The 23,376-nt window shown below is 44.0% G+C and carries 20 protein-coding genes and 1 pseudogene; 13 read left to right on the top strand and 8 right to left on the bottom strand.

The window, feature by feature from the left end:
• The first annotated feature begins 54 nt into the window (after window positions 1-54).
• Together KIT51_17035 and KIT51_17040 are read left to right on the top strand one after the other, a co-directional pair.
• A complete protein-coding gene (locus tag KIT51_17035) occupies window positions 55-843 on the top strand; it encodes a GMP synthase (protein UYN88620.1) in 789 nt (262 codons plus the stop codon).
• On the top strand, window positions 840-2,030 hold the full coding sequence (locus KIT51_17040; GenBank protein ID UYN86544.1) for a hypothetical protein: 1,191 nt from the start codon (window positions 840-842) through the stop codon (window positions 2,028-2,030). Before KIT51_17035 ends, KIT51_17040 begins: the two co-directional genes overlap by 4 nt.
• A gap of 81 nt (window positions 2,031-2,111) precedes the next feature.
• Here KIT51_17040 and KIT51_17045 read toward each other — a convergent pair whose 3' ends face one another.
• On the bottom strand, window positions 2,112-2,297 hold the full coding sequence (locus tag KIT51_17045; protein ID UYN86545.1) for a hypothetical protein: 186 nt from the start codon (window positions 2,295-2,297) through the stop codon (window positions 2,112-2,114).
• A 124-nt stretch (window positions 2,298-2,421) separates the two neighbouring features.
• Here KIT51_17045 and KIT51_17050 point away from each other — a divergent pair, with 124 nt between their 5' ends.
• Genes KIT51_17050 through KIT51_17060 form a run of 3 tightly spaced genes read left to right on the top strand, consistent with a single transcriptional unit; the run spans window position 2,422 to window position 6,360 of the window.
• Window positions 2,422-3,870 carry a BatD family protein gene (locus KIT51_17050; protein ID UYN86546.1) on the top strand — a complete coding sequence of 483 codons (1,449 nt, stop codon included), beginning with the start codon at window positions 2,422-2,424 and terminating at the stop codon, window positions 3,868-3,870.
• On the top strand, window positions 3,871-4,941 hold the full coding sequence (gene aroC, locus KIT51_17055; GenBank protein UYN86547.1) for a chorismate synthase: 1,071 nt from the start codon (window positions 3,871-3,873) through the stop codon (window positions 4,939-4,941).
• Entirely contained in the window at window positions 4,942-6,360 is a 1,419-nt protein-coding gene (locus tag KIT51_17060) for a TPM domain-containing protein (protein UYN86548.1), read from the top strand.
• Here the strand turns inward: KIT51_17060 and KIT51_17065 are convergent.
• A complete protein-coding gene (locus tag KIT51_17065) occupies window positions 6,349-8,871 on the bottom strand; it encodes a cation-translocating P-type ATPase (protein ID UYN86549.1) in 2,523 nt (840 codons plus the stop codon). The two genes, KIT51_17060 and KIT51_17065, sit on opposite strands and share 12 nt — an antisense overlap.
• A gap of 101 nt (window positions 8,872-8,972) precedes the next feature.
• Here KIT51_17065 and KIT51_17070 point away from each other — a divergent pair, with 101 nt between their 5' ends.
• From KIT51_17070 to KIT51_17085, 4 genes are all read left to right on the top strand, one after another.
• Window positions 8,973-10,256 (top strand): dicarboxylate/amino acid:cation symporter, encoded by a 1,284-nt coding sequence (locus KIT51_17070; GenBank protein ID UYN86550.1) that lies wholly within the window; start codon window positions 8,973-8,975, stop codon window positions 10,254-10,256.
• Between the two features lie 66 nt (window positions 10,257-10,322).
• Entirely contained in the window at window positions 10,323-11,621 is a 1,299-nt protein-coding gene (locus KIT51_17075) for a dicarboxylate/amino acid:cation symporter (protein ID UYN86551.1), read from the top strand.
• A gap of 138 nt (window positions 11,622-11,759) precedes the next feature.
• Window positions 11,760-12,332: a NifU family protein gene (locus KIT51_17080; protein ID UYN86552.1), complete on the top strand. Its 573-nt coding sequence runs from the start codon at window positions 11,760-11,762 to the stop codon at window positions 12,330-12,332.
• A gap of 90 nt (window positions 12,333-12,422) precedes the next feature.
• A complete protein-coding gene (locus KIT51_17085; protein UYN86553.1) occupies window positions 12,423-13,229 on the top strand; it encodes an endonuclease/exonuclease/phosphatase family protein in 807 nt (268 codons plus the stop codon).
• 368 nt (window positions 13,230-13,597) lie between these two features.
• On the opposite strand, the pseudogene KIT51_17090 reads toward KIT51_17085, so the two are convergent.
• Window positions 13,598-14,661 (bottom strand): annotated as a pseudogene (locus KIT51_17090) (IS3 family transposase).
• Window positions 14,662-14,932: 271 nt separating this feature from the next.
• Between KIT51_17090 and KIT51_17095 the strand changes: the two are divergent.
• Together KIT51_17095 and KIT51_17100 are read left to right on the top strand one after the other, a co-directional pair.
• Entirely contained in the window at window positions 14,933-15,163 is a 231-nt protein-coding gene (locus KIT51_17095; GenBank protein ID UYN86554.1) for a hypothetical protein, read from the top strand.
• Entirely contained in the window at window positions 15,153-15,497 is a 345-nt protein-coding gene (locus tag KIT51_17100) for a type II toxin-antitoxin system PemK/MazF family toxin (GenBank protein UYN86555.1), read from the top strand. Before KIT51_17095 ends, KIT51_17100 begins: the two co-directional genes overlap by 11 nt.
• A gap of 823 nt (window positions 15,498-16,320) precedes the next feature.
• Here the strand turns inward: KIT51_17100 and KIT51_17105 are convergent.
• From KIT51_17105 to KIT51_17125, 5 genes are all read right to left on the bottom strand, one after another.
• Window positions 16,321-17,157 carry an amidohydrolase gene (locus tag KIT51_17105; protein ID UYN86556.1) on the bottom strand — a complete coding sequence of 279 codons (837 nt, stop codon included), beginning with the start codon at window positions 17,155-17,157 and terminating at the stop codon, window positions 16,321-16,323.
• Window positions 17,158-17,284: 127 nt separating this feature from the next.
• Entirely contained in the window at window positions 17,285-18,430 is a 1,146-nt protein-coding gene (locus KIT51_17110) for an aminotransferase class I/II-fold pyridoxal phosphate-dependent enzyme (protein UYN88621.1), read from the bottom strand.
• A gap of 72 nt (window positions 18,431-18,502) precedes the next feature.
• Window positions 18,503-19,072, bottom strand: a complete 570-nt coding sequence (gene def / locus KIT51_17115; GenBank protein UYN86557.1) for a peptide deformylase — start codon at window positions 19,070-19,072, stop codon at window positions 18,503-18,505.
• A 78-nt stretch (window positions 19,073-19,150) separates the two neighbouring features.
• Window positions 19,151-19,561, bottom strand: a complete 411-nt coding sequence (gene ruvX / locus KIT51_17120) for a Holliday junction resolvase RuvX (protein ID UYN86558.1) — start codon at window positions 19,559-19,561, stop codon at window positions 19,151-19,153.
• A 4-nt stretch (window positions 19,562-19,565) separates the two neighbouring features.
• Window positions 19,566-20,321 carry a hemerythrin domain-containing protein gene (locus KIT51_17125; GenBank protein UYN86559.1) on the bottom strand — a complete coding sequence of 252 codons (756 nt, stop codon included), beginning with the start codon at window positions 20,319-20,321 and terminating at the stop codon, window positions 19,566-19,568.
• A gap of 160 nt (window positions 20,322-20,481) precedes the next feature.
• Here KIT51_17125 and KIT51_17130 point away from each other — a divergent pair, with 160 nt between their 5' ends.
• Window positions 20,482-22,104 carry a S41 family peptidase gene (locus tag KIT51_17130; protein UYN86560.1) on the top strand — a complete coding sequence of 541 codons (1,623 nt, stop codon included), beginning with the start codon at window positions 20,482-20,484 and terminating at the stop codon, window positions 22,102-22,104.
• A 74-nt stretch (window positions 22,105-22,178) separates the two neighbouring features.
• Window positions 22,179-23,375: a homogentisate 1,2-dioxygenase gene (locus KIT51_17135; protein UYN86561.1), complete on the top strand. Its 1,197-nt coding sequence runs from the start codon at window positions 22,179-22,181 to the stop codon at window positions 23,373-23,375.
• The last annotated feature ends 1 nt before the right edge of the window (window position 23,376 follow it).

Below are 23,376 nucleotides of genomic sequence, written 5' to 3' on the forward strand. Positions count from 1 at the left end.
TTAGTGACAGCACGGGATAACATACGCATAGCTGTACTTGATTTGTATGAAGGAATGCCCAACGAAGGCATGCGCGGCATCCGACAACTCATTCAGGAATTCACGGCAGACTCCCATCTTCCAGTCACGTTTGATGTATTTGATGTGCGGTTACAATGCGAAGTGCCTGGAACGGATTATGACATTTATATCAGCAGTGGCGGACCAGGAAGTCCGTTGGATAGTAAGGGCTCACTTTGGGAGCGTAAATACTTTGCCTTAATGGATGCACTGCACGAGCACAATGCCCGACATCCGCAGGAAAAAAAACATGTGTTGCTCATCTGCCATTCCTTTCAACTCTATTGCCGGCATTACGGTTATGCCAAAGTAAGCAAGCGAAAAAGCACTTCCTTTGGGGTAATGCCCGTGCATAAAACGGATGCCGGTATGCATGAACCCCTTTTCAGGAGCCTGAACGATCCGCTATGGGCCGTTGACTCGCGTGACTATCAGATTACCGAACCCGATGTTGATAAAATTGAACAACGCGGGGGGGCATTGTTGGCCATTGAAAAGTATCGTCCGCATGTCCATTTCGACAGGGCCGTAATGGCCATACGCTTTGATGAAGCCTTTATTGGCACACAGTTCCATCCCGAAGCCGATGCTCCCGGCATGCGCATGTACCTGCTTCGCGAAGACAAGAAAGAACTGGTTATTCAAAAACACGGTGAGAAAAAATACTGGGACATGCTTGACCACTTGGGTGACCCGGACAAAATTATGGCCACGTACCATGCCGTAGTTCCACGCTTTTTAATGATGGGCCTTCAAACACAGTTATCTTCTGTTTTATCATGATCGATTCGGTCAGGCGTGAATACAATAAGTTCTTTTCAGACGAGAAGTACAATCGCTTTATTGATGCCCTTAATCGCTACTATGATTTCCCGATAAAATTCCGTGTGGCTGAAACACCTGTATTTGTTGGCCGCGACTTAAAACAAAAATTAATTCAGGCTTCGGATAGCATCGTGGATTTGTTGGCGAGCGATGAACTAAAGAAAAAAACCGAACGGGCTATACCAAAACATTTATATGTGCCAAACGAAGATGACCATACCCTCTTTCTGGCGCTTGATTTTGGTATTGTAAAATCATCAACAGGCGAACTGCAACCTCAACTCATTGAAATGCAGGGTTTCCCTTCTTTGTTTTGCTGGCAGGATTTTCTATCGAATCGCTATCGCGAGCACTTTCCGATTCCTGAAACCCTGAATTCACATATTGGCTTGAGTAGCGCTGAATATCAGCAATTGATTTCAAAAATTCTGCTGAATGGTCATGATCCGGCAGAAGTAATTTTGCTGGAAATCGATCCGCTTCAGCAAAACACCGCTATCGATTTCGTGGTTACCAAACAGTACACCGGCATTGAACCTGTACACATTGGCAATGTGAAGCGCGAAGGAAGAAAATTGTTTTATTCCCTTAACGGAAAAAAAACCCAGGTAAAGCGCATTTATAACCGCGTAATTTTTGATGAACTGACCGCCCGCAAGGATTTACCACTTGACTTTAACCTGACTGAAGAAGTGGATGTGGAGTGGGCCGGACATCCCAACTGGTTTTTCCGCATCAGCAAATTCACCATGCCGTTTATTAAAAGTGAGTATGTTCCTGAGTGCCGCTTTTTAAGCGACTATGATCAATTTCCAGATGATCTGCAGAACTATGTACTTAAACCCCTATTCTCTTTTTCCGGCAGCGGCATCATCTTTCATGTTAAAAAAGAAGACGTGACTTCTATTCCCAATGAGGAGCGTCATAATTTTTTATTGCAACGAAAAATCCAGTACGAGCCCGTGATACAAGCGCCCGATGGTTTGGTGAAAACTGAAATCAGGTTATTGTTTGTGTGGGAAAAGGGAGAGGCTCGTCCACGTTTAGTTACCAACCTCGCCCGGTTAAGCCGTGGAGAAATGATTGGCGTAAAATTTAATATGAACAAAACCTGGGTGGGCGGATCGGTGTGCTTCTTTGAATAGCGCCAGCACTAAATGGCTAACCGTCTAAAAAAATTTAAAGCCCCCATGCTTTAACAAGGGGGCTTGATGTTTCTACTAAAACTACGCTACTACAAAACAGCGATTTAAAATCGCCTCATACTGATTCCCAAACCTGGTGTAACACCATTGTTTGAGCTCCCGGATGTCATCGCCAATCAACATTTTGATGGCCTTTCGAAGCTCTTTTTCAAAGAGCTGGGCGTCAAAACTCACTTTCGTGAGCACCTTCTTTACATAACTCAGCATAGCAATAAAGTAAGGAACGGTTTAAAAAATAATTACGCTTAACACAGTTAAATTTAGCATGGAGTTAAATTAACTGAAAGAACATTTTTACTTTTAAACGTTCATTTTGGTACAGCGATTGAGTATGAGGCCGGATTTTTCGATAAACGTTCTTTTCACGCTTTTACTAACCAGTTTAGCCGCAACGTTCGCTAGCGGACAAGGCATCCAAATTACCCTTGGTCCCGATGAAATCGGGCAGAATCAGGGTTGGACGATAACGGTAAGCATTCAAAACGACCGTTTAAGAAGCATCGATAACTTCCCCGATATTGAAGGTTTTACCAAAGGCGGCCAGTCAACCTCATCGCAAACCAGTTTCATCAATGGTCAAACCTCCTCCTCGCAAAGCATCATCATGAACTACATCCCCAAACGCCAGGGTGTTATTACGGTGCCCCCATTTAAAATGAAGGTTAACGATCAGGTAATTTCATCCGAAGGGAAAAAAGTAACAGTAGGCGCACCGGTAACACAGCCACGGCAATACGATCCTTTCAGGAGTTTCTTTGAGCGCGACAATACTTATGGTGCCCCGCCAACAGAATATATCGATATTAAGGAAGATGCCTTTTTGGCATTGACCACCGGTAAAGATGAAGTTTATGCAGGCGAAGGTTTTAATGCCGTGCTCGCCTTTTATGTAGCCGAGGACAACAAGGCTCCCCTTTACTGGCACCAAATCAGCAAACAACTTTCAGAAATTTTAAAAAAGATAAAACCTGCAAACTGTTGGGAAGAAAACTTTAGCATTGAAAATATTGAAGGCGAACGGGTAAACGTGAATGGTAAAATGTATACCCGGTATAAGATGTACCAGGCAAATTTTTACCCTTTAAATACAGAGCCTGTTACGTTTCCCAGTGTGCCCTTGGAAATGTTGAAATATAAAGTGGCAAAAAATCCTTCCTTCTTTGGTCAGAACCGGCAAGAAGATTTCAAAACATTTTATTCCAAACCCAAAACAGTTAAGGTTAAAGAACTGCCGCCACACCCGCTAAGCAAGCAGGTAGCCGTGGGCGATTATCGGTTGGAGGAAAAAATAAGTTCAACCGCGCTGGAAACCGGAAAAAGCTTTTCATACGATTTTATTATCTACGGTGAAGGAAACATATCATCCATTGAAAAACCTGCTGTAAAGAATACGGCTAACTTTGATTTTTACGAGCCCAACGTAAGGCAGAACATCAGGCGCGAAAACAACCGCGTTACCGGCAGCAAAACATTCAGCTACTTTATTATCCCAAAAGAACCAGGGGAATTTAAGTTAGGTGATGATTTTAAGTGGGTGTTCTTCAATCCGACAAAAAAAGCATATGACACACTGATGGCCAAAGCAGCAGTAGTAGTGCAGGGAGAAAGTTTGAAGAACGAAGTAATTGAATCGGTGGATGCAGGTTCCTTCTATGATCAGATCAACTTTGCAGACAATACGTTGAGAAGTGTATCCAATGGCGGGTGGATGAAAATCGTTCTGAACATTTTTATTTTGGTGATGTTGGCCGGATCGGCTTATCTTGTGTTCAAGAAGTAAATGAACAGCTACGGAAAACTTTTTCGGATAACCACCTTTGGCGAATCACATGGTCCGGCTATTGGCGTGGTCGTTGATGGTTGTCCGGCCGGACTTGAAATAGATGAATCTTTTATCCAAGCCGAACTGAATCGTAGAAAACCTGGCCAATCGAAAATAACTACCCAACGCAAGGAAGACGACACTTTTAAAATACTAAGCGGAGTGTTTCAGGGAAAAACAACCGGTGCGCCTATTGCCATTGTTATTGAAAACCAGGATCAGCGAAGCAAAGATTACAGTCATTTGGAAAATACGTTTCGTCCCTCCCATGCCGACTATACCTATGAAACCAAGTACGGTATTCGTGATTACCGTGGTGGCGGAAGAAGTTCAGCCCGTGAAACGGCTGCCCGTGTAGCCGCTGGGGCGATTGCCAAACAGTTGTTGAAAAATCATTCCATCGAAATAAATGCTTATGTGTCGCAGGTAGGGGATGTTCAATCACCTTCTTACACACAACTGGATCTTTCAAAAACCGAAGACAATATTGTTCGATGTCCACATCCGGCTACAGCCGAGAAAATGATTGCGTTGATTGATCAAATTCGCCTAAACCGCGATACTATTGGTGGTGTGGTAACCTGTGTGATAAAAAATACACCCGTGGGTTTAGGTGAACCGGTGTTTGATAAACTTCATGCCGAACTCGGAAAAGCCATGCTCAGCATAAATGCGGTTAAAGGTTTTGAATACGGCAGTGGCTTTGAAGGAACAAAACTCACGGGCTCGCAGCATAATGATGAGTTTGTAAATGAGGGTGGAAAAATAAAAACTAAGGGCAATCACTCAGGCGGTATCCAAGGCGGCATCAGTAATGGAGAAGATATCTATTTCAAGGTGGCCTTTAAACCCGTGGCCACCATTATGCAGGACCAGCAAAGTGTAGATAAAGAAGGAAATGAAGTTACCGTAAGCGGAAAGGGGAGACACGATCCGTGTGTGGTCCCGCGTGCAGTGCCCATTGTTGAAGCCATGGCTGCCCTGGTGCTGGCCGATTTCTTACTTCGCGCAAAAATTTCGCGGCTATAAATGAAACATGTTTATCTAATATGGATGTTGCTGGTAATCCCACTGGCAACACAGGCACAGTCATACACAGTAGAAACGGTGCCCAACACCAAATTGGTTAACAACAGTTATGTAAGCGATCCTTCGCGAATTCTGAATGACAGCACAGTGGCGCGTATTAATCAGTTGCTTGGTAATTTAGAGAAGACCGCTACAGCTCAGGTTGCCGTGGTTATGCTGCCATCCATTGGCAATGAAAATCTTTTTGATTTTGCGCAACGATTATTCGTCTATTGGGGTATTGGCCGTGCCGGTAAAGACAATGGTTTGTTGATTCTTTTTGTTATGGATCAACGAAACATTCGATTTCATACGGGTAAGGGATTAGAGGGTGTATTGCCTGACGTTACTTGCAAGCGTATTCAGCAGCGGTTTATGGTACCCTACTTCAAAGAAGGTGACTATAACACTGGGATGTTAAACGGAATTAATGCTACTGTTTCAATCCTGTCGAAACCTGAAGCAATTGAAGAAATATTTGCACGCGATTCATCACAAGATCACTACGCTTACCTAGCACTTGCCGGGTTATATGCTGTTGTTGCCATGGTGTTTTTTCTGATCGTCACCTTAAACGGAAAATTCAAACCATCACCGGATTATCCTAAGGTTACCATAACCAGATTGTATTGGCTGCTTCTCTATCTTGTTTTGCCATTATTGCTGCTTTTCACTGCATACAATCTAAAATGGTCGCTCGGCTTATTCATGGTGGTGCTTTACAGCCTTATTGTTTTTTGGTTTGCCGAACGGTTTGTCCGGGTTTCTTCTATAGGAAAGAAATTTGTGAACCACGGTCAGCAGCAGGATGCCTACAACTTCATGAATAAACAGAAATGGTATTGGTTACTAGCGGCTATATTTTTTCCGATCCCCATGATTTTGGTTTATCAACTTCTTCGAAGAAAGAGGAACAGTTTCAGGAACCACCCGCGCTTATGCAGGAAATGCGGAACACAAACCGTTAAACTTTCGGAAGCGCAGGAAGATGAATTTTTAAAAGACGGACAAATAACCGAGGAAAAAATCGGCACGATTGATTATGATGTATGGAAGTGCAACACCTGCGGATCCGTTGAAACACTACGTTACCCGAATAAGAAATCAAAATTCACGCATTGTCCTAAATGTGGTTTCATGACATATCACTTTGGCGCCAGGCGAACCATTGAAAGTGCTTCATACACTTCAGATGGCTATGGTGAAGAAGAACGCACATGCATGCATTGTGGTCATCATCATTTGGATAAATTTATCATTCCCATGCTGGTTGTATCTTCTTCATCCGGCAGCGACAGCAGTTCCTCGTCCTCAAGCGATAGTGGTGGCAGTTGGGGCGGTGGCGATTCGGGTGGAGGTGGTGCCAGTTCAAGCTGGTAAATTCAGGGTATGATTTTTCTTTCGTTTTCGCCACTTCAACGCCTCGAACCAGATAACGGATAGAAAGCCCACGGTTATACTAAAAAGTATCTGCTGTACGGCCAGCCTTTCAAACTCAAAAAAACTGGTAAGTGGCGGAACATATAATATCAATCCGGATAGCATAAGGGTTAATATGATGATCAATGGAACAAGATTATTTTTATAACCTGCGGTGGTGAGAATAGAGTAATAAAATGAGCGGTTAACTAATGTTAAAAAAACATTAGCTGAAATAAGGGAAGAGAACACCATCGTGCGGGTAGTGGCCTCGCTGGCACCTTGATATACGGCAAATTGATAGGTGATAAGAATGCCCAGTGTAATCACCAGCCCCTGAACGATACTGGTACTCAGTTCACGCCAGTTAAAAAAGTTGTCAGTAAACGGTCTTGGTTTTTGAATCATCGTATTCTTTTCCTGCGGCTCGTTCTCGTAAATGATGGAGCAGGTTGGACCCATAATCAATTCCAGAAAAATGACATGTACCGGAGAGAATATGTTTGGATAAATCCAGCCCAATACCAATGGCATGAGTACTGTTAATATTATAGGAATGTGAATTGAAATAATATACTGAATGGCTTTTTTGAGGTTAGCATAAATCTTACGCCCCATGGCTACTGCATCAACCATTCTGGCCAAATCATCATCGATAAGAATAAGGGATGCTGATTGTTTAGCAATTTCCGATCCTTTCTTTCCCATAGCAATTCCAATATGTGCAGCTTTCAAAGCCGGGCCATCATTCACACCATCGCCAGTCATGGCCACCACCTCACCATTTGCTTTCAATGCATTAAGTATCCTTAGCTTCGCTTCCGGAAACATACGTGTAAAAACATGAGTGTCTTTAACCTTATGTTTCAACTCCTCCTCATCCATGGTTACCAACTCATCACCTGTTAAACTATTTTCAGCTCCTTTAAAATTTACCTGACGGGCAATAGTGGCCGTAGTTTCGGCATTGTCACCGGTTAAAATTTTTACATCAATGCCGGCTTTATAAAAAGCATCAAATACACCGGCAATATTCTTTTTGGGCGGATCGTAAAAAGCCAACAACCCCTTGAAGTTGAATTTATAATGCTGCTGCTGCTCCGGAAAATCGTTGCCATCCATATGGGTTTCGCCTACGCCCAGTACCCTGAAGCCTTCCAATGAAAGTTTACGCACAGCTTCTTCAATTACCTGTTTTTCCTGCTGCGATAATAATGACACCGCTAGTAGAGCTTCCGGTGCGCCTTTAGCGGCAATTATTCGTTGGCCTTGTTCATTTTGAAATACATGCGTCATCATCGGTGGTTTTCCGCTTAGCGGGTACTCATGCACAAACCGGAAATATGGGCGCTCATCTTCTTTTGTATGCTTTTGATAAACCTCATGTAAGGCAATTTCCATGGGATCGAAGGGAATAGGTTCACTGGCCCACATCCCCATCCGAACAAGTTCTTGTGCCGCTTCATCAAACACTGGTGGCTCGGCTATTTTTTGGTTCGCCATCACAAACACTTTGGCGAGTTTCATCTGGTTTTCTGTAATCGTTCCGGTTTTATCCGTACAGATTACCGTTGCGCTACCCAGGGTTTCTACTGTTTTTGTTTGTTTGGCTAATACACCCATTTTCATCATACGCCAGGCGCCTAAGGCCATGAAGGTTGCAAAGGCCACCGGAATTTCTTCTGGCAGAATGCTCATCGCCAACGTAAGTGCCTTTAGTAAACTATCCAGCGGGTCGTGTGACATCGTGAAGTTAATAGCCCAAACGATCAGGAAAACGATCAGGCCTGCCATGGCCATCTTCTTCACAAAATTCCGAATCTGAATCTGCAACGGAGTATCCTCTTCTTCAATTGCTTCAATACTCTTTCCAATTTTTCCCAAGCGCGTTTTATTACCAATAGCCGTTACCCGGCAAATGGCTAAACCACCCGTTACAAGTGTTCCCTGATAAACCTGGTTATCCTGCTCATCCTTTTGAACGGGAAACGTTTCACCCGTTAAAAGTGATTCGTTAACAAAAAAATCGTTCGACTGAACAATACTGCCATCAGCAGGAATCATGCTTCCCTCCTCCACCATCATAATATCACCCAGCACAATCTCTTCACTACGAATTTCCATCACCGCTCCATCGCGGATTACTTTGCAATGAGGCCGGGTAAGCGTGCGAAGGGCCGATAATGCTTTGCGGCTTCTGGATTCCTGGTAAAGCGAAATTGTTGCAACCAAAACAATGGCCGACACCATAAAAATCCCATCACCAATTTCACCGGTGATAAAATAAATAGTTGATGCGGCCAGCAACAGCAAAAACATGGGTTCAACCAACAGTGCTTTAAGGGCAATCAAAAATCCTGTTTCGCCCTTCTGATCCTGTACATTTTTTCCATTACGTATTCGCGAATCTTCAACTTCGCTTGACTTTAAACCATGTTGATTAAAATTAACTGCTGCGTCTTGAATACTCATAACAATGAAAGTTAAGGATAAAGCCAACGATCAGGTATGGATATATCCACTAAAAAAGATCAGCATAGGCTTCTTTAAACAAATCCTCTTATTTTTAAGCCATGAAGAAGCTACCCCTATATGGTAAAATACTCATCGGCATGGCCTTGGGCATTATTTGGGGCCTGAGCGCTGAACCGCTTGGCCTGGCTGAATTCACTATGGCGTGGATAAAACCGTGGGGCACCATCTTCATTAATGGATTAAAGCTGATTGCCATACCATTGATCATCTTCTCGCTGATTGATGGCATCTCTAACCTTTCCGATGTTTCAAAACTTTCCCGCATCGGTGGGCGTACCATCGGGTTGTATCTTGCCACTACGGTAATTGCAGTAACCATCGGGTTACTGTTAGTGAATGTGATTAAGCCGGGGAAATTCCTATCCCCTGAAAAAAGGGAGGAGCTCGGTAAAGCTTTTGCCTCCGATATGGATAGCCGTATTTCATCGGCACATAATTTGAAAGACGATGGCCCGCTGCAAATCCTGGTTGACATTGTGCCCGATAATATTTTTGGTGCGGTGTCCAGCAATACCAACATGCTCCAGGTAATTTTCTTCGCTATGCTTTTTGGTGTGGCCATGATCCTGGCCAAGCCTGATAAAATACGGCCGGTAAAATCTTTCTTTGATGGCACCAACGAAGTGATTTTAAAAATTGTCGATCTCATTATGCGCTTCGCCCCCATTGGTGTATTTGCGCTGCTCGCCAGTTTGAATATTGATATACCACTGATGAAAGCCCTTGGCGTATATAGCCTGAACGTTGTGTTGGGATTGGCGCTAATGGTATTTTTAACGTACCCGCTAATCCTGAAGGCTTTTACCAAAATGCCTTACCTGCGGTTTGTAAAAGGTATTTTACCGGCACAGGTATTGGCTTTTTCCACCAGTTCAAGCGCAGCCACTTTGCCTGTTACTATTGATTGTGCTGAAAAAAATCTCGGTATCTCTGAGGAAGTCTCCAGTTTTGTTTTGCCGTTAGGTGCAACTATTAATATGGATGGCACCAGCATTCACCAGGGTGTTTCGGCAGTGTTTATTGCACAAGCTTTTGGGTTGGACCTCACCCTCGGTCAACAATTAACGATTCTGATGACGGCCGTGCTTTCTTCCGTTGGCGCTGCGGCCGTTCCCGGGGCAGGGATTATTATGCTTATTATCGTGTTGGAGGCCGTAGGCTTAGACCCCAGCGGGTTAGCCTTGATTCTTGCGGTGGACCGGCCGCTGGACATGTTGCGAACGGTGGTTAACGTAACCGGTGACTCCACTGTAGCCACGGTGATTGCCGGAACCGAAGGTGAATTAATGGAGCCAAAAGCCGAAAGCCAGCCGGTTAAATAAATCCTGTTAAGCCGCATTTTTTTAGCAACGCAAACCCATAACTTGCGCGGATATGGTGTTCGCTATATGAAGAAATTTCCACTGCACATCCGCATTTTTACAGGTATGTTTTTGGGTATTGTGTTGGGCACAATCTCCATTTTTTTTGAACTCGGGCCGTTTATTTCCGATTGGGTAAAACCCTTCGGAACCATCTTCATCAACTTATTAAAACTCATTGCCATACCGCTTATCCTTGTCTCACTGATTAGTGGTATCTCGAACCTGAAAGATATTTCAAAACTTTCGCGCATTGGCGGCAAAACCATGGGGTTATACCTTATTACCACCGTTATTGCCATTACGATAGGTTTGATTACCGTAAACACCATTAAGCCCGGAAACTTTCTTTCTAAAGAAAAACAAATTGAACTATCGGCTAAGTATGCACAGGATGCCAACCTGAAAGTTTCAGACGCCCAGAAACTAAAAGAATCCGGGCCACTTCAGGTAATTGTTGACATTGTTCCCGATAATATTTTTGGTGCGGCCAGTTCAAACCGCAACATGCTCCAGGTAATTTTCTTCGCTATTTTATTTGGCATCGCCTTAATTATGGCGCCCGAACAAAAAGGCATTCCGGTAAAAGGATTTTTTGACGGTGTAAATGAAGTTATCTTGAAGATTGTAGATATGGTGATGCAATACGCACCCATTGGTGTAATGGCTTTATTGGCCGCACTGATGGTTGATGTTGCCGGCAATAACCCCAGGCAGGCACTCGAATTATTCAGCGCGCTCGGTGTGTATGCCTTTACGGTATTGCTGAGCCTTGCCTTGATGGTTGTGGTTATCTATCCATTAGCCATGCGGCTATTCACCCACATAAAGTACAAAGCTTTTACAAAAGGAATTATACCGGCACAAATTATGGCGTTCTCCACCAGTTCAAGTGCTGCCACCTTACCGGTTACCATGGAGTGTGCCGAGAAAAACCTGGGCATTAAAGATGAGATTTCAAGTTTTGTTTTACCCCTTGGCGCCACCATTAACATGGATGGCACCAGTATACACCAGGCTGTGTCGGCTGTGTTTATTGCCCAGGCGTTTGGGCATGATTTAACCATTGTGGATCAACTGGTAATTGTACTTACTGCCACGTTGTCATCAATCGGTGCCGCGGCAGTTCCCAGCGCAGGGCTGATTACGCTTGTTATTGTGCTGGGCGCCATTGGTGTTTCACCGGAGGGCCTTGCACTAATCATTGCTATTGACAGGCCCTTAGATATGTGCCGGACTATTGTAAACATTACCGGTGATACCGTGGTGGCCAGCATTGTAGCCACTACCGAAGATGGTTTTCGAAAAGAGTCCGCAATGAACTAAATTTACAACCTGCTGTTTTACTTTTGAGCCTGAGAATTTTTTAGTGTTTTTGTGCTTTGTTGACATCTTTTGGCACTAAAACCCAAAAGCACAAAAAATTATTTCAGCGATTATAACAAACGCTAATTTTAAGCCATCATGAATATAACGCCCAAGAATATTACCATTTACCTGGAATCAAACCCTAATCCGAATTCGCTGAAATTTGTGGTGAATGAAATGCTGGTGCCCGAAGGCATGAGTTTTGACTTTCCTACACGCGAAAGTGCAGTGCACGCACCCTTGGCGCAGGAGTTGTTTGACTATCCGTTTGTAGAACGGGTTTTTTACATGAGTAATTTCGTTACCGTAACCAAGCGCGAAGATGTAGAATGGATTGAAGTTCAAAATGTACTGAAAGATCATATCACCAAATTCCTGGAATCCGGAAAGTTCATTATCGAAATGCAGGAGGAAACCGCGGGGGATGAAGCCAACGAACCTGAAACAGTAAAAAAGATAAAAGCCATATTGGAGGAATACATTCGCCCGGCTGTTGAGCAGGATGGTGGCGCCATCACCTATCACTCGTTTAACGATGGTATTGTAAAAGTAAAGCTGCAGGGCTCGTGCAGCGGCTGTCCCTCATCGATGGTAACCCTCAAAGCCGGTATAGAAAATCTTTTTACACGCATGATGCCCAACGAAGTAAAGGCAGTTGAGGCCTTTTAATTTACAGTTCATCCAAATTTAACCTGAATTATTCCTGTAGTATAGGTAAATTTCGGAATGCGGATTTTTTCTGTAGTTCTGTTTTTACTCATGAGTAGCCTGGCGTTCACCCAGCCGGTGAAGGTCATGTCATACAACATTCGGTTTGATAATCCGGCTGATGGAGTTAATGCATGGCCGAACCGGATTGAAAAAATGGCGGCCCTTATCCGCAAATACAACCCTGATATTATTGGTGTACAGGAAGCACTGCTTCACCAACTACACGACCTTATTCGCGTGTTGCCCGATTACTCCTTTATAGGTGTGGGCCGCGATGATGGGAAAGAAAAAGGCGAGTATAGTGCTATAGTATACAAACATGGCCGGTTTGGTTTGCTCAGCAACCAAACCCGCTGGCTGTCAGAAACGCCCGATGTACCCGGCAGTAAAAGCTGGGATGCCGCCATTACCCGCATTGTTACCACAGCACGCTTCTACGACAAAGAGCTTAAACGGGAATTTGGAATTTTCAATACGCACTTCGACCATATTGGAAAGGAAGCGCGAACGCAAAGTGCGCATCAACTTCTTGCCATGCTAGCCGATACCCGAACCAAAAACGAAAACCTGCCCATAATCCTTACCGGTGATTTTAACTGCGAACGCACCGAAGCCCCATATGAAGTATTGGCCAAAAATGAATTGCTGCACGATACAAAACCCGCTAACGACCCAACCGGGACCTTCTGCGATTTTGAAGTGGGCAGTATAGCATGCAGGGCAATCGATTACATCTTCCATACCAAAGAATGGATCTTGCGCAGCTACAAAGTAATTGAAGACCATGACGGAAAATACTACCCCTCCGATCACTTGCCGGTGCTGGCCGAGTTTGAGTTGAGTTTGGAGCGGTAGACGCTATATTGGAAATATATTCATTAAACATAGCCAGGAGTTGTAGGTAAGGCGGTCGGACGAGAAACAAATAACGGCTTCGATTTACAAAGACTCCGCAACCTGAAAACCGATAAGACAAGCAGAATATGAAAGGATATAAAATGAAAGAAAAAAAATCAATGATAATTGGACTAATTGCAGTGTTAGTATTATTTACTGTAACGGGTTGTAAAGAATCTAAATATATAACGGTCTTACGAAACCGCCCTACTGTAAGCTCCCCATTTTTAGGACAACTCTAAATTAGGAAATTTATTCATTGTTATTGTTGTAACCGGTTGTGGGTTTGTGGGAAACTCGTTTCGAGTTTCCCATAAATCCACGGCCAGCATGTCCGCAGGACTGCGCCCTTCGAGCGCATCATGTGGACGGTCATAGTTGTAATCATTCATCCACTCATCAGCTAGGATTCTTACCTGGATAAGGGATTCAAATAAGTACGCATCGAGAACATCTCTTCGGAAGCTTCCATTGAAACGCTCGATGTATGCATTCTGTGAAGGCTTGCCCGGTTGAATAAACTGAAGCTGGATGTTGCGTTCTTCGCACCATAGGCCGAGTTTGCTTGAGATGAATTCGGGGCCATTATCAACCCTGATTCGCTGTGGTTTTCCTCTCCATTGAATGACTTGTTCAAGTACCCGTATCACTCGCTCAGCCCGTAGCGAAGTATCAACTTCAATAGCAAGGGCCTCACGGTTAAAGTCGTCCAGCAAGTTGAGTACTCTGAACTTGCGACCCGATAGAAGGGAATCACTCATAAAGTCCATCGACCAGCTTGCATTGATGTGGCTAACAGCCTCCAGGGGCTGAAGAACGCGTGCTGGTAATCTCCTTTTTCCTTTTCGTTTCATATTCAACTTCAATAATTTATACACCCGATGGATGCGTTTGTGGTTCCACAACAATCCTTCTTTCCTTATCCTGAAATACATTTTCCAAAATCCTTCGGTAGGCCGTTTCTCAGCTAAGTTCTGGAGTTTATCAATCACCGCATGATCGTCCGTCTTACTTCGATAGTAGTAAACCGAACGTGAGAGATCCATCACTTCACAGGCCCGACCGAGGCTGACTTGAAAAGTCGTTCTCAGATAATCTACACGGGTTCGCTTCTCAGCGGGCCTTAGAACTTTTTTCCCAAAACGTCTTTGAGCATCTTGTTGTCCAGCGCCAGGTCACCATACATCTGCTTGAGCTTCCGATTTTCTTCCTCAAGCTCCTTAACGCGCTTAAGTTCGTTCATCTCCATACCTCCGTACTTAGCCTTCCAATTATAAATAGTGGCTTTGGACACTCCGTGCGAACGGGCAATGTCCTGGATGTTTTTGCCAGCATCAAACTCCTTGAGAATAGTGAAAATCTGGGCTTCGGTAAATCGTGTTCTTTTCATTTTTAACAGTTTAAAGTTAGACCTTTTGTCTAATTCAAAACTGTCCTATTTTCGGGGGAGCTTACACTACCTACAACAAAATGTTTGCGCAATGGTGGGGGAACGTGTAACTCAAAGTGTTATCTTCGTTCAACGTTTGGTCACGTGGGACAAATATGTTTTCAAAAGCCCACCACTGCGCAAACACAAACGTTAGCGTTTATGCCGGTGGACTCCTAAGGAAATTTGGAGTATATCTAAAAAGTATATACCTTTGGACAAAGGTAATACTATGAAAAATCTATCATTAAAACTTGAGGACGATATTTTTCAGGAGACTGAGAGAATCGTGACAAAGGTTAAAAAGAACCGCAATAGATACATAAACGAGGCTATTGAATTCTACAACCGACTTCATAAACGGAGACTTCTTTCAAAGCAGTTGAGTAAGGAGTCAAAAATTGTTTCCAAGGACTCATTGGAAATATTAGCCGAGTTTGAAAAATTGAACGATGAAGATTAAGCAATTCGAAATCTGGATTGCCGACCTCAATCCAAGAATTGGGACAGAGACAGGGAAAATCAGACCTGTTATTGTTGTTCAAACAGACTTGCTAAATAAAGAACATCCATCGACTATTGTTTGCCCTATAACGACAAATGTTAAGCCGGACTCAGAAATATTGAGAGTTCATTTGAAAAAATCAAAATTTGGACTCAAGGAGGACTGTGACATAATGATTGACCAGGTAAGAGCAATTGATAACAAACGACTTGTGAAAAACGTTGGAGAAGTGGACAGCGACACGGCTGACAAGATTAGAGAGAATTTGAAAATCGTTTTGGACTTAGACTAACCGGCACGAAACGCTAACACCGTGTTTATTTAATTGCGGGGTTTTGTGCTAATATCTAAATCGGTTTCTTAATTTAGTCCGCTGTAGTCGGACAGTTGCAGAGCAAATCGGACTAAACATTCCGATACGCTTCATTTTTTAGCGCTCTTATTCCCCGCACTGCATAAAATCAAACGTTGTAGGCAATGCCCCTCAAAAAATATTGAGTAACTAATGACAGACATAATTGACGCACATAGATATTCAATTAGACATAAATCTAAATTGATTAATGACGAACAGTGTGGATGCTTTTATTGCTTGAAGACATTTCCTCCTAAAGAAATTACGGAATGGGTCAATGACGGTGAGGACTTCACAGCGATTTGCCCTTATTGCGGAATTGATTCTATCATCGGACAAAGTTCTGGTTACCCAATAACACAGGACTTTTTAAAAAGAATGAACGACTACTGGTTTTGATAAATGGACAAATGACCAAGACGGTAAGGATTAACGCTGACCTCATAACAGCTCCCCTTTTGGCAAAGCCATGCTCGGCAAATGGGAAATTACCTATGAGGGATTGAATGAACCAATTTTTCTGAACCTGAATGGGTATGATAATCAAAAGCCCAAATGCCCGATGGGGTTAAATTTTAAAAGGCTTTAAATACCCAATCATGTAGTGCCCTGATTAATCAGGCACTGGAATTAATTAATCAGACTTGCACACCTTTGTGAGGTTTTGTGTTTTCGGGTTTTAGTGGCAAATAATTAGGCCACCAAGGCACCAAGACACTAAAATTTCCTAAAACTTATTGTCGACTTTAGAACAAATAATCTATTGACTCTGCCCCGGCAGAAAATCCCGCTCAAACTCCCCCAACTCAATTGAAAAATCATCCGCATCAAGGTGTGCAGGAAATTTATCGCGGAAGGCTTGTAATGAATGTGCATTTAATTCTATTGTCTTAATCGTCTCCATGCCTTCTGAGATAAACATCAACTCCCCTTTAGGTGAATAAATAGAAGAATGTCCGTTATACTCAATACCATTGCCATCAAAGCCTACCCGGTTAACTCCAACGGCATAACTCAGGTTTTCAATAGCGCGGGCTTTCAGTAACGCATCCCACGCATCCACACGTGCGGTGGGCCAGTTGGCTACAAAAATCAACACATCGTAATTCAGCCGATTGGAAGTTATGTCAAACGTGTTGCGGCTCCATACCGGGAAGCGCAGGTCATAACAAATCAACGGGCAGATGCGCCAGCCTTTCCAGGAAGACACCAGCAGGCTCTCGCCCGGTGAATAGGTTTTATGCTCAGCGGCCATACGAAACAAGTGGCGCTTATCGTAGGTTTTGTATTGGCCGCCCGGTTCCATCCACAACAGGCGGTTGTAGTAGCGTTCATGCACGGTAGCAATGTGGCTACCCAAAATCAAAGCACCGGTTTGGTCGGCCATTTGGCGCATCCATTTGAAGGTGCGCATGTTCATGTGCTCGGCCAGTTTGGGCGCGTTCATGGTAAACCCTGTAGTAAACATTTCGGGCAGCACAATCACATCCGTATCCTGACCGATTTGCCATATTTTTTCCTCAAACGATGAAAGGTTGGCATCCATTTCTTCCCAGTAAATATCGGATTGGATGAGTGTGATTTTTAGATCTTGCATAGTGGTTGATTCGGCTTGCAAGTAACGAAAGAACAAGTCAGCAGACAATATGTAATAAGCAAATGTAGTGGCTTGTCAGGTTTCGACTTGCTCAACCTGACACTATAGGTATGATGGAATGAGAGGTTTATATTTTTCTCAAAATCTCAATTGCCCGATCGAGCGTTTGTTGGTTCTTGGCAAAGCAAAACCGCAGCAGTTTATTATCGGTTTTATCATTATAGAAAACAGATACCGGCACGGAGGCCACTTTGTGCTTGATGGTTAGCGCTTCCGCCATCTGCCAGTCGGGTAAGGAAGAGATAGTTTTATAGGAAAGGTTTTGAAAATAGGATCCATGACAAGGCATGGGCTCAAACGATGAACCCCTTATTCCATCCAGAAAATAATCGCGCTTCTGCTGGTAAAAAGTGCCCAGATTTTCGTAATGAGCCGGGGTTTGCATGTATTCGGCCAGTGCCAGTTGCACGGGGGTATTTACAGCAAATGTTATAAACTGATGGGTCTTCCGGATTTCCTTTGTAAGGTATTCGGGCGCAAAGGCATACCCAACCTTCCAACCGGTGGCATGAAATGTTTTTCCAAACGAAAACATGGCCACACTTCGTTTTGCCAAACCCGGATAGTGGAGCACACTTTCGTGCCTGATGTTGTCAAAGATTATCCGTTCGTACACCTCATCGCTTAATACAATAAGGTCGCGCTCATCGGCAAGCTTCTCTAACTCACGTAAATCATTGGCCGTTAATACAGCCCCACCGGGATTGTGCGGTGTGTTGACCATGATCATGCGCGTGCGCGGATTAATTCGCCCTTTCACCTCATTCCAGTCGATGGAAAAATCCGGGTACCTGAGATTAATATGCACCGGCACACCACCATTTAAACGAATGGCAGGATTATAGGAATCATAAGCAGGATCAAAAACAATTACTTCATCGCCCGGACGAACAAAGGCGGCAATTGCAGCATAGAGCGCTTCTGTAGCCCCGGCTGTTATGGTTATTTCCGTTTCGGGATTGATGGTTCTCGAATAGGTTTTTTCAATCACTGCTGCAATCACTTGCCGAAGCGCAGGCACACCAGGCATGGGCGCATATTGATTATGCCCCTCCTGCATAAAGCGATGAACCAGGTTGATGGCTACCGGATCAACATTAAAATCGGGGAAACCCTGCGAAAGGTTAATGGCTCCGTGGTCGTTCGCCATTTTTGACATGATGGCGAAGATGCTGGTGCCAACATCGGGTAAACGTGACGTTATATTCAAGATTCAGAATTTGAGGTTCAAGATTTAAAGTTAACCAAATTCAACAACCTCAAATTTTGAATATTGAATCTTGAACTATTTTCTGAGGGGAGCCAGGATGCGGTATTCGGTTTTCACATCACCGCGGCTGATGTCGTTCAGTTTGCCTTTCAGTAAACGTTTTTTTAAAGGAGTGAGGTAATCGATAAAGAGTTTCCCTTCAATGTGATCGTATTCGTGTTGGATAATGCGCGCCTTCATGCCATCATACGCCTCTTCCTTCAGGTTCCACTGCTCATCGTAGTACCTGATTTTGATGGTATCTTTTCGGGCCACTTTTTCGCGGATGTTGGGTATGCTTAAGCAACCCTCTTCAAAATCCCAGGGTGTTCCCAATTCCTCCACCATTACCGGGTTAACAAACGCTTTTTTGAAATTTTCCATACCCTCTTCGGCCTCATCATCATCCTTATCCAGCACGGTGCCATCAACCACAAACAAGCGTATGCCTTTACCAATCTGTGGTGCGGCCAATCCAATTCCCTGGGCATTGTGCATGGTTTCATACATATCCTCAATCAATTGGGTGAGGTCCGTTCCCAGTTCAATATCCTTTGCCCGCTGACGCAAAACGGGATCTCCATACATTACAATCGGGTAAACCATTGATCACTAGCTATTATTGGCTGCAAAAATAATTATTATTCGCGCCTTTTATAAATTCACAGAACCGAAGAAATCCAGTCAGCGCGATTCCATAAATGCCTGCAAGATCAACACTGCACTTACTTTATCCACATTGCCTTTCACCTGCCGGTCTTTCTTTTTCATCCCGCCTTCACGCATGGCACGTTGGGCGAGTGAACTGGTAAAACGCTCGTCCACTTCATGAACAGGTTTATCTGGAAAAGCTTGTTTTAAGCTCTCAATAAACTTACGAACAGCGGGTGCTGTTTCAGAATCCTCATTCATCAAGGTGCGGGGCATCCCTACAACAAAACGATCTACTGATTCCTTTGTCAAATACATCTTCAGGTAAGATAAAAGCTGCGCGGACGGAACGGTATCTAACGCTGTGGCTATAATTTGCAGCGGATCGGTAACGGCAAGCCCGGCACGTTTTGTTCCGTAATCAATGGCTAATATTCTGCCCATGCCTTTAGTTGAAGCGGATGCGCTCCACAAAAATCTGCTTCACTTTTGTTTCCAGCATCATGGCCTTGGGGAAGAGGATTTCATTTTCAATACGCGCGTGTGTAATTAAACTTTTTTCAAAATCCTTCAGCTCGTTGTAAATCACTTTCATCCTAAGCGGTGCATCAGGTTTCAGTAAGTAATCGCTAGTAATTCTCCGTATGCCTTGCATCTCATCGTCATGCACATCATGATCTATGGCAAACTTCTGAACCGAATGCCGCTCCATCAAATGATACAACCGGGTTGGTATGTAGTTGCCTTTTGCGGCACGGTCTAAGGCCTTAATGTAGTTAAATAAGGTGTCCTCTTCTTCGTATATGTGGTATATGAAATCTTCCACAAACAATGGAAAAACTATTTTGAGGTCGCGCTCAACCGTATAATAATCTTGATGCGCGGCCTTAAAGCCCTCAACCAGTTTAGCAATGTAAGGCAATTTATGCTTGATGAATAGAAAATGAGAGTGTTTAAGGTATTCGATGATTAAATCAACCGGATAAGAAATCAACGGCAATTCGGCTTCGCGCAGGTGGGTTGGCGATTCCAACTCCCGCACTACCTGCTCAACGATTAAGCCCCGGTCACGGCAGGCTTGTTCCAGGGTAAACGATGAATACTCTTCAAAGCGAATCCCAAAATAAAAAAGCACGTAGGCATGAACATAATTCTCGTCAACGAGTTGGCCTACCAGCTTATTTTTTAACCCTGAAACCTCCATAGTATCTTCAAATATAAATAAACCTTAAAAAATCGCATTGGCAGAACCGGGCATTGTCGATTAAACGTTTTATTTCCGGAAATTTGATGTTTTGCTGAAAATAAACTGTGCTTAACATTTAGTATCCTTACCCGTTAAAAGGAGAACGCCAAATGATTTTATGAGCGAACAACCAAAAAATACACCTTACCAGATTCGTTTACCCCTGGTTTTATGCCTTGGCCTGGCGGCCGGGGTTTTTATAGGCACCAGCTTTAATGCCCGAAAACCCTCGCGCGATGTGACCAAAGATGTACAAAAGCTGCGCGAAGTGCTCACCTATATTGACACTAAATACGTTGATGATATCAAGACCGATAAACTGGTTGATGAATCCATCCGTCACCTGCTCTCCAAGCTCGACCCGCATTCTCATTACATTCCGGCCAGTGACCGGGTAGCGGCAAACGAAGAATTGCGGGGCAATTTCGATGGCATTGGCATCGAGTTCAACATCTTTCAGGATACCATAGTAGTGGTTACCCCCCTAAGCGGTGGGCCATCCGAAAAACTGGGTATCCGCTCGGGCGACAAAATTATAATGGTAGATGACGTAAATGTTGCCGGCATTGGCATTACCACACAAGATGTGATGCGTAAGTTAAAGGGGCCGCGCGGTTCGGAGGTACAAGTAACCATCCTTCGCGGCAAACAGGTGCTCGACTTCAATATCATTCGCGATAAAATCCCGCAGTTTTCCATTGATGTGTCGTACATGGTGAATGCTGAAATTGGGTATATAAAGCTGAACCGGTTTTCCGCTACTACCTACGAAGAATTCAGCAAAGCCTTGAACAAACTCAAGGAGCAAGGGATGAAAAAACTGGTGCTCGACTTACAGGGAAATGGCGGAGGCTACATGAGTATGGCCATCGACCTGGCTGATGAGTTTTTGTCAGCCGACAAAAAAATCGTGTATACTGATGGAAAGGATAAACGCCTTAACACCAATGCCTCATCAACCACGCGTGGAAGTTTTGAAACCGGTGACCTTATTATTTTGGTGAATGAAGGCAGCGCCTCGGCTTCTGAAATACTGGCCGGGGCCTTGCAAGACAACGACCGTGCCTTGATTGTTGGGCGAAGGACTTTTGGAAAAGGACTCGTTCAAAATCCATTCGACTTAAGCGATGGTTCGGAATTAAGGCTAACTATTTCGCGTTACTACACGCCCAGTGGCCGATCTATCCAAAAACCGTATGACGATGATGAAGCTTATTCGCTGGACATTATCGAACGCTACAAAAAAGGTGAATTCTTTTCGGCCGATAGCATAAAACTGAATGACTCGCTGAAGTACAAAACACTGAACGGGCGCACCGTGTATGGCGGTGGTGGCATTATGCCCGATTATTTTGTTCCGCTGGATACTTCCATGAACAGCCATTACCTCAATGCCCTTTATTCATCACTTTCCATTTATGAGTTTGCATTCAACTATGCCCATCATCATAAAGATGAACTGGAAAGCAAGGGTTTTGAACAATTCCGGACCAGGTTTGTAGTAGCCGATCAAATGTTGAACGAACTTATCAGCATCGGGCAACGCAACAAAGTTAAACCCGACTATAAAGACCTGCAGCGGAACAAGAAAATTTTTCAACTGCATGTAAAGGCGCAAATCGCCCGCCGGATTTGGGGAAATGACGGGTTGTTTCCGATCATTAACGAAACCAACGAAATCTTTCTACAGTCCCTTAAATTATTCGACAGGATACCCGAATTGAACCGGACGGCCATGTAGGAAACCCACCGCCCCAAAGGGTAAATAAATCCAAAACGGTTTCTTAATTTAGCCCGCGAATAACCTAGCGTGCCATGTATTACTACCGTCTTGGAAACATCCCGCATAAGCGTCACACACAATTCCGCCAGCCCGATGGAAGCCTGTATAAAGAAGAACTGGTAAGCTCGGAAGGATTTTCGGGCATTTACTCAAACCTCTACCATATCCATCCGCCCACACGCGTAAAAGCGGTTAACAACCCGGTGAAATATGGTCCCGAAATCGTAGCGGATTACGCACTGCGGCAAACCCACCTCAATACTTCTAAAGTATCCACAACTGGCCATGATTTCCTGGAATCGCGCAAGGTTTTGCTCAAAAACAATGATTGCGCCATCTCCATTTGCTCACCCAAACAACGCAAGATGGATTACTTCTATAAAAATGCCGAGGGCGATGAGGTAATTTTCGTTCACGATGGTAAAGGAGTATTGATCTCACCTTTCGGTAAACTTGACATCCGCCAGGGTGATTATGTGGTTGTACCGCGCACGGTAATTTATAAGCTGGAGTTTGAAGAAGGCCCACTCCGGCTGCTCATTGTTGAATCTGCCTCACCGATAGAAACTGTTAAACGTTACCGCAATGACCTGGGCCAATTGCTGGAGCATTCACCCTATTGCGAGCGTGATATTCGTCCGCCTCATGAATTGGTTACCGATGGCAGTCGTGGAGAGTTTTTGATGAAGATCAAAAAGCAAGGCTACTTGCACCACTACGTGTATGATTTCAGTCCGTTGGATTTAGTGGGTTGGGATGGTTTTTTATGGCCGTATGCTTTTTCCATTCACGACTTTGAACCCATTACCGGTCGTATTCACCAGCCGCCCCCGGTGCATCAAACCTTTCAGGCCCATAACTTTGTAATTTGTTCGTTCGTGCCAAGGCTGTTTGATTATCACCCCCTGGCAATACCGGCTCCCTATAATCACAGCAACATTGATAGTGATGAAGTTTTGTATTATGCGGAAGGGAATTTTATGAGCAGGAGAGGCATTGATCGCGGATCATTCACGTTACACCCGGGAGGTTTGCCCCACGGGCCACACCCGGGCACAGTAGAAAAAAGTCTTGGTGCCAAAGAAACACACGAACTGGCTGTAATGATCGACACGTTTAAGCCTTTGTACTTAACCACCGATGCGTTGGAGTTTCTGGATAAGAATTACCCGATGAGTTGGACAGATAACGATCCGAATGTTCCTTTCAATGAAATAAACACGCCATAAA

The sequence above is a fragment of the Cyclobacteriaceae bacterium genome, from assembly GCA_025808415.1.
GTDB lineage: Bacteria > Bacteroidota > Bacteroidia > Cytophagales > Cyclobacteriaceae > UBA2336.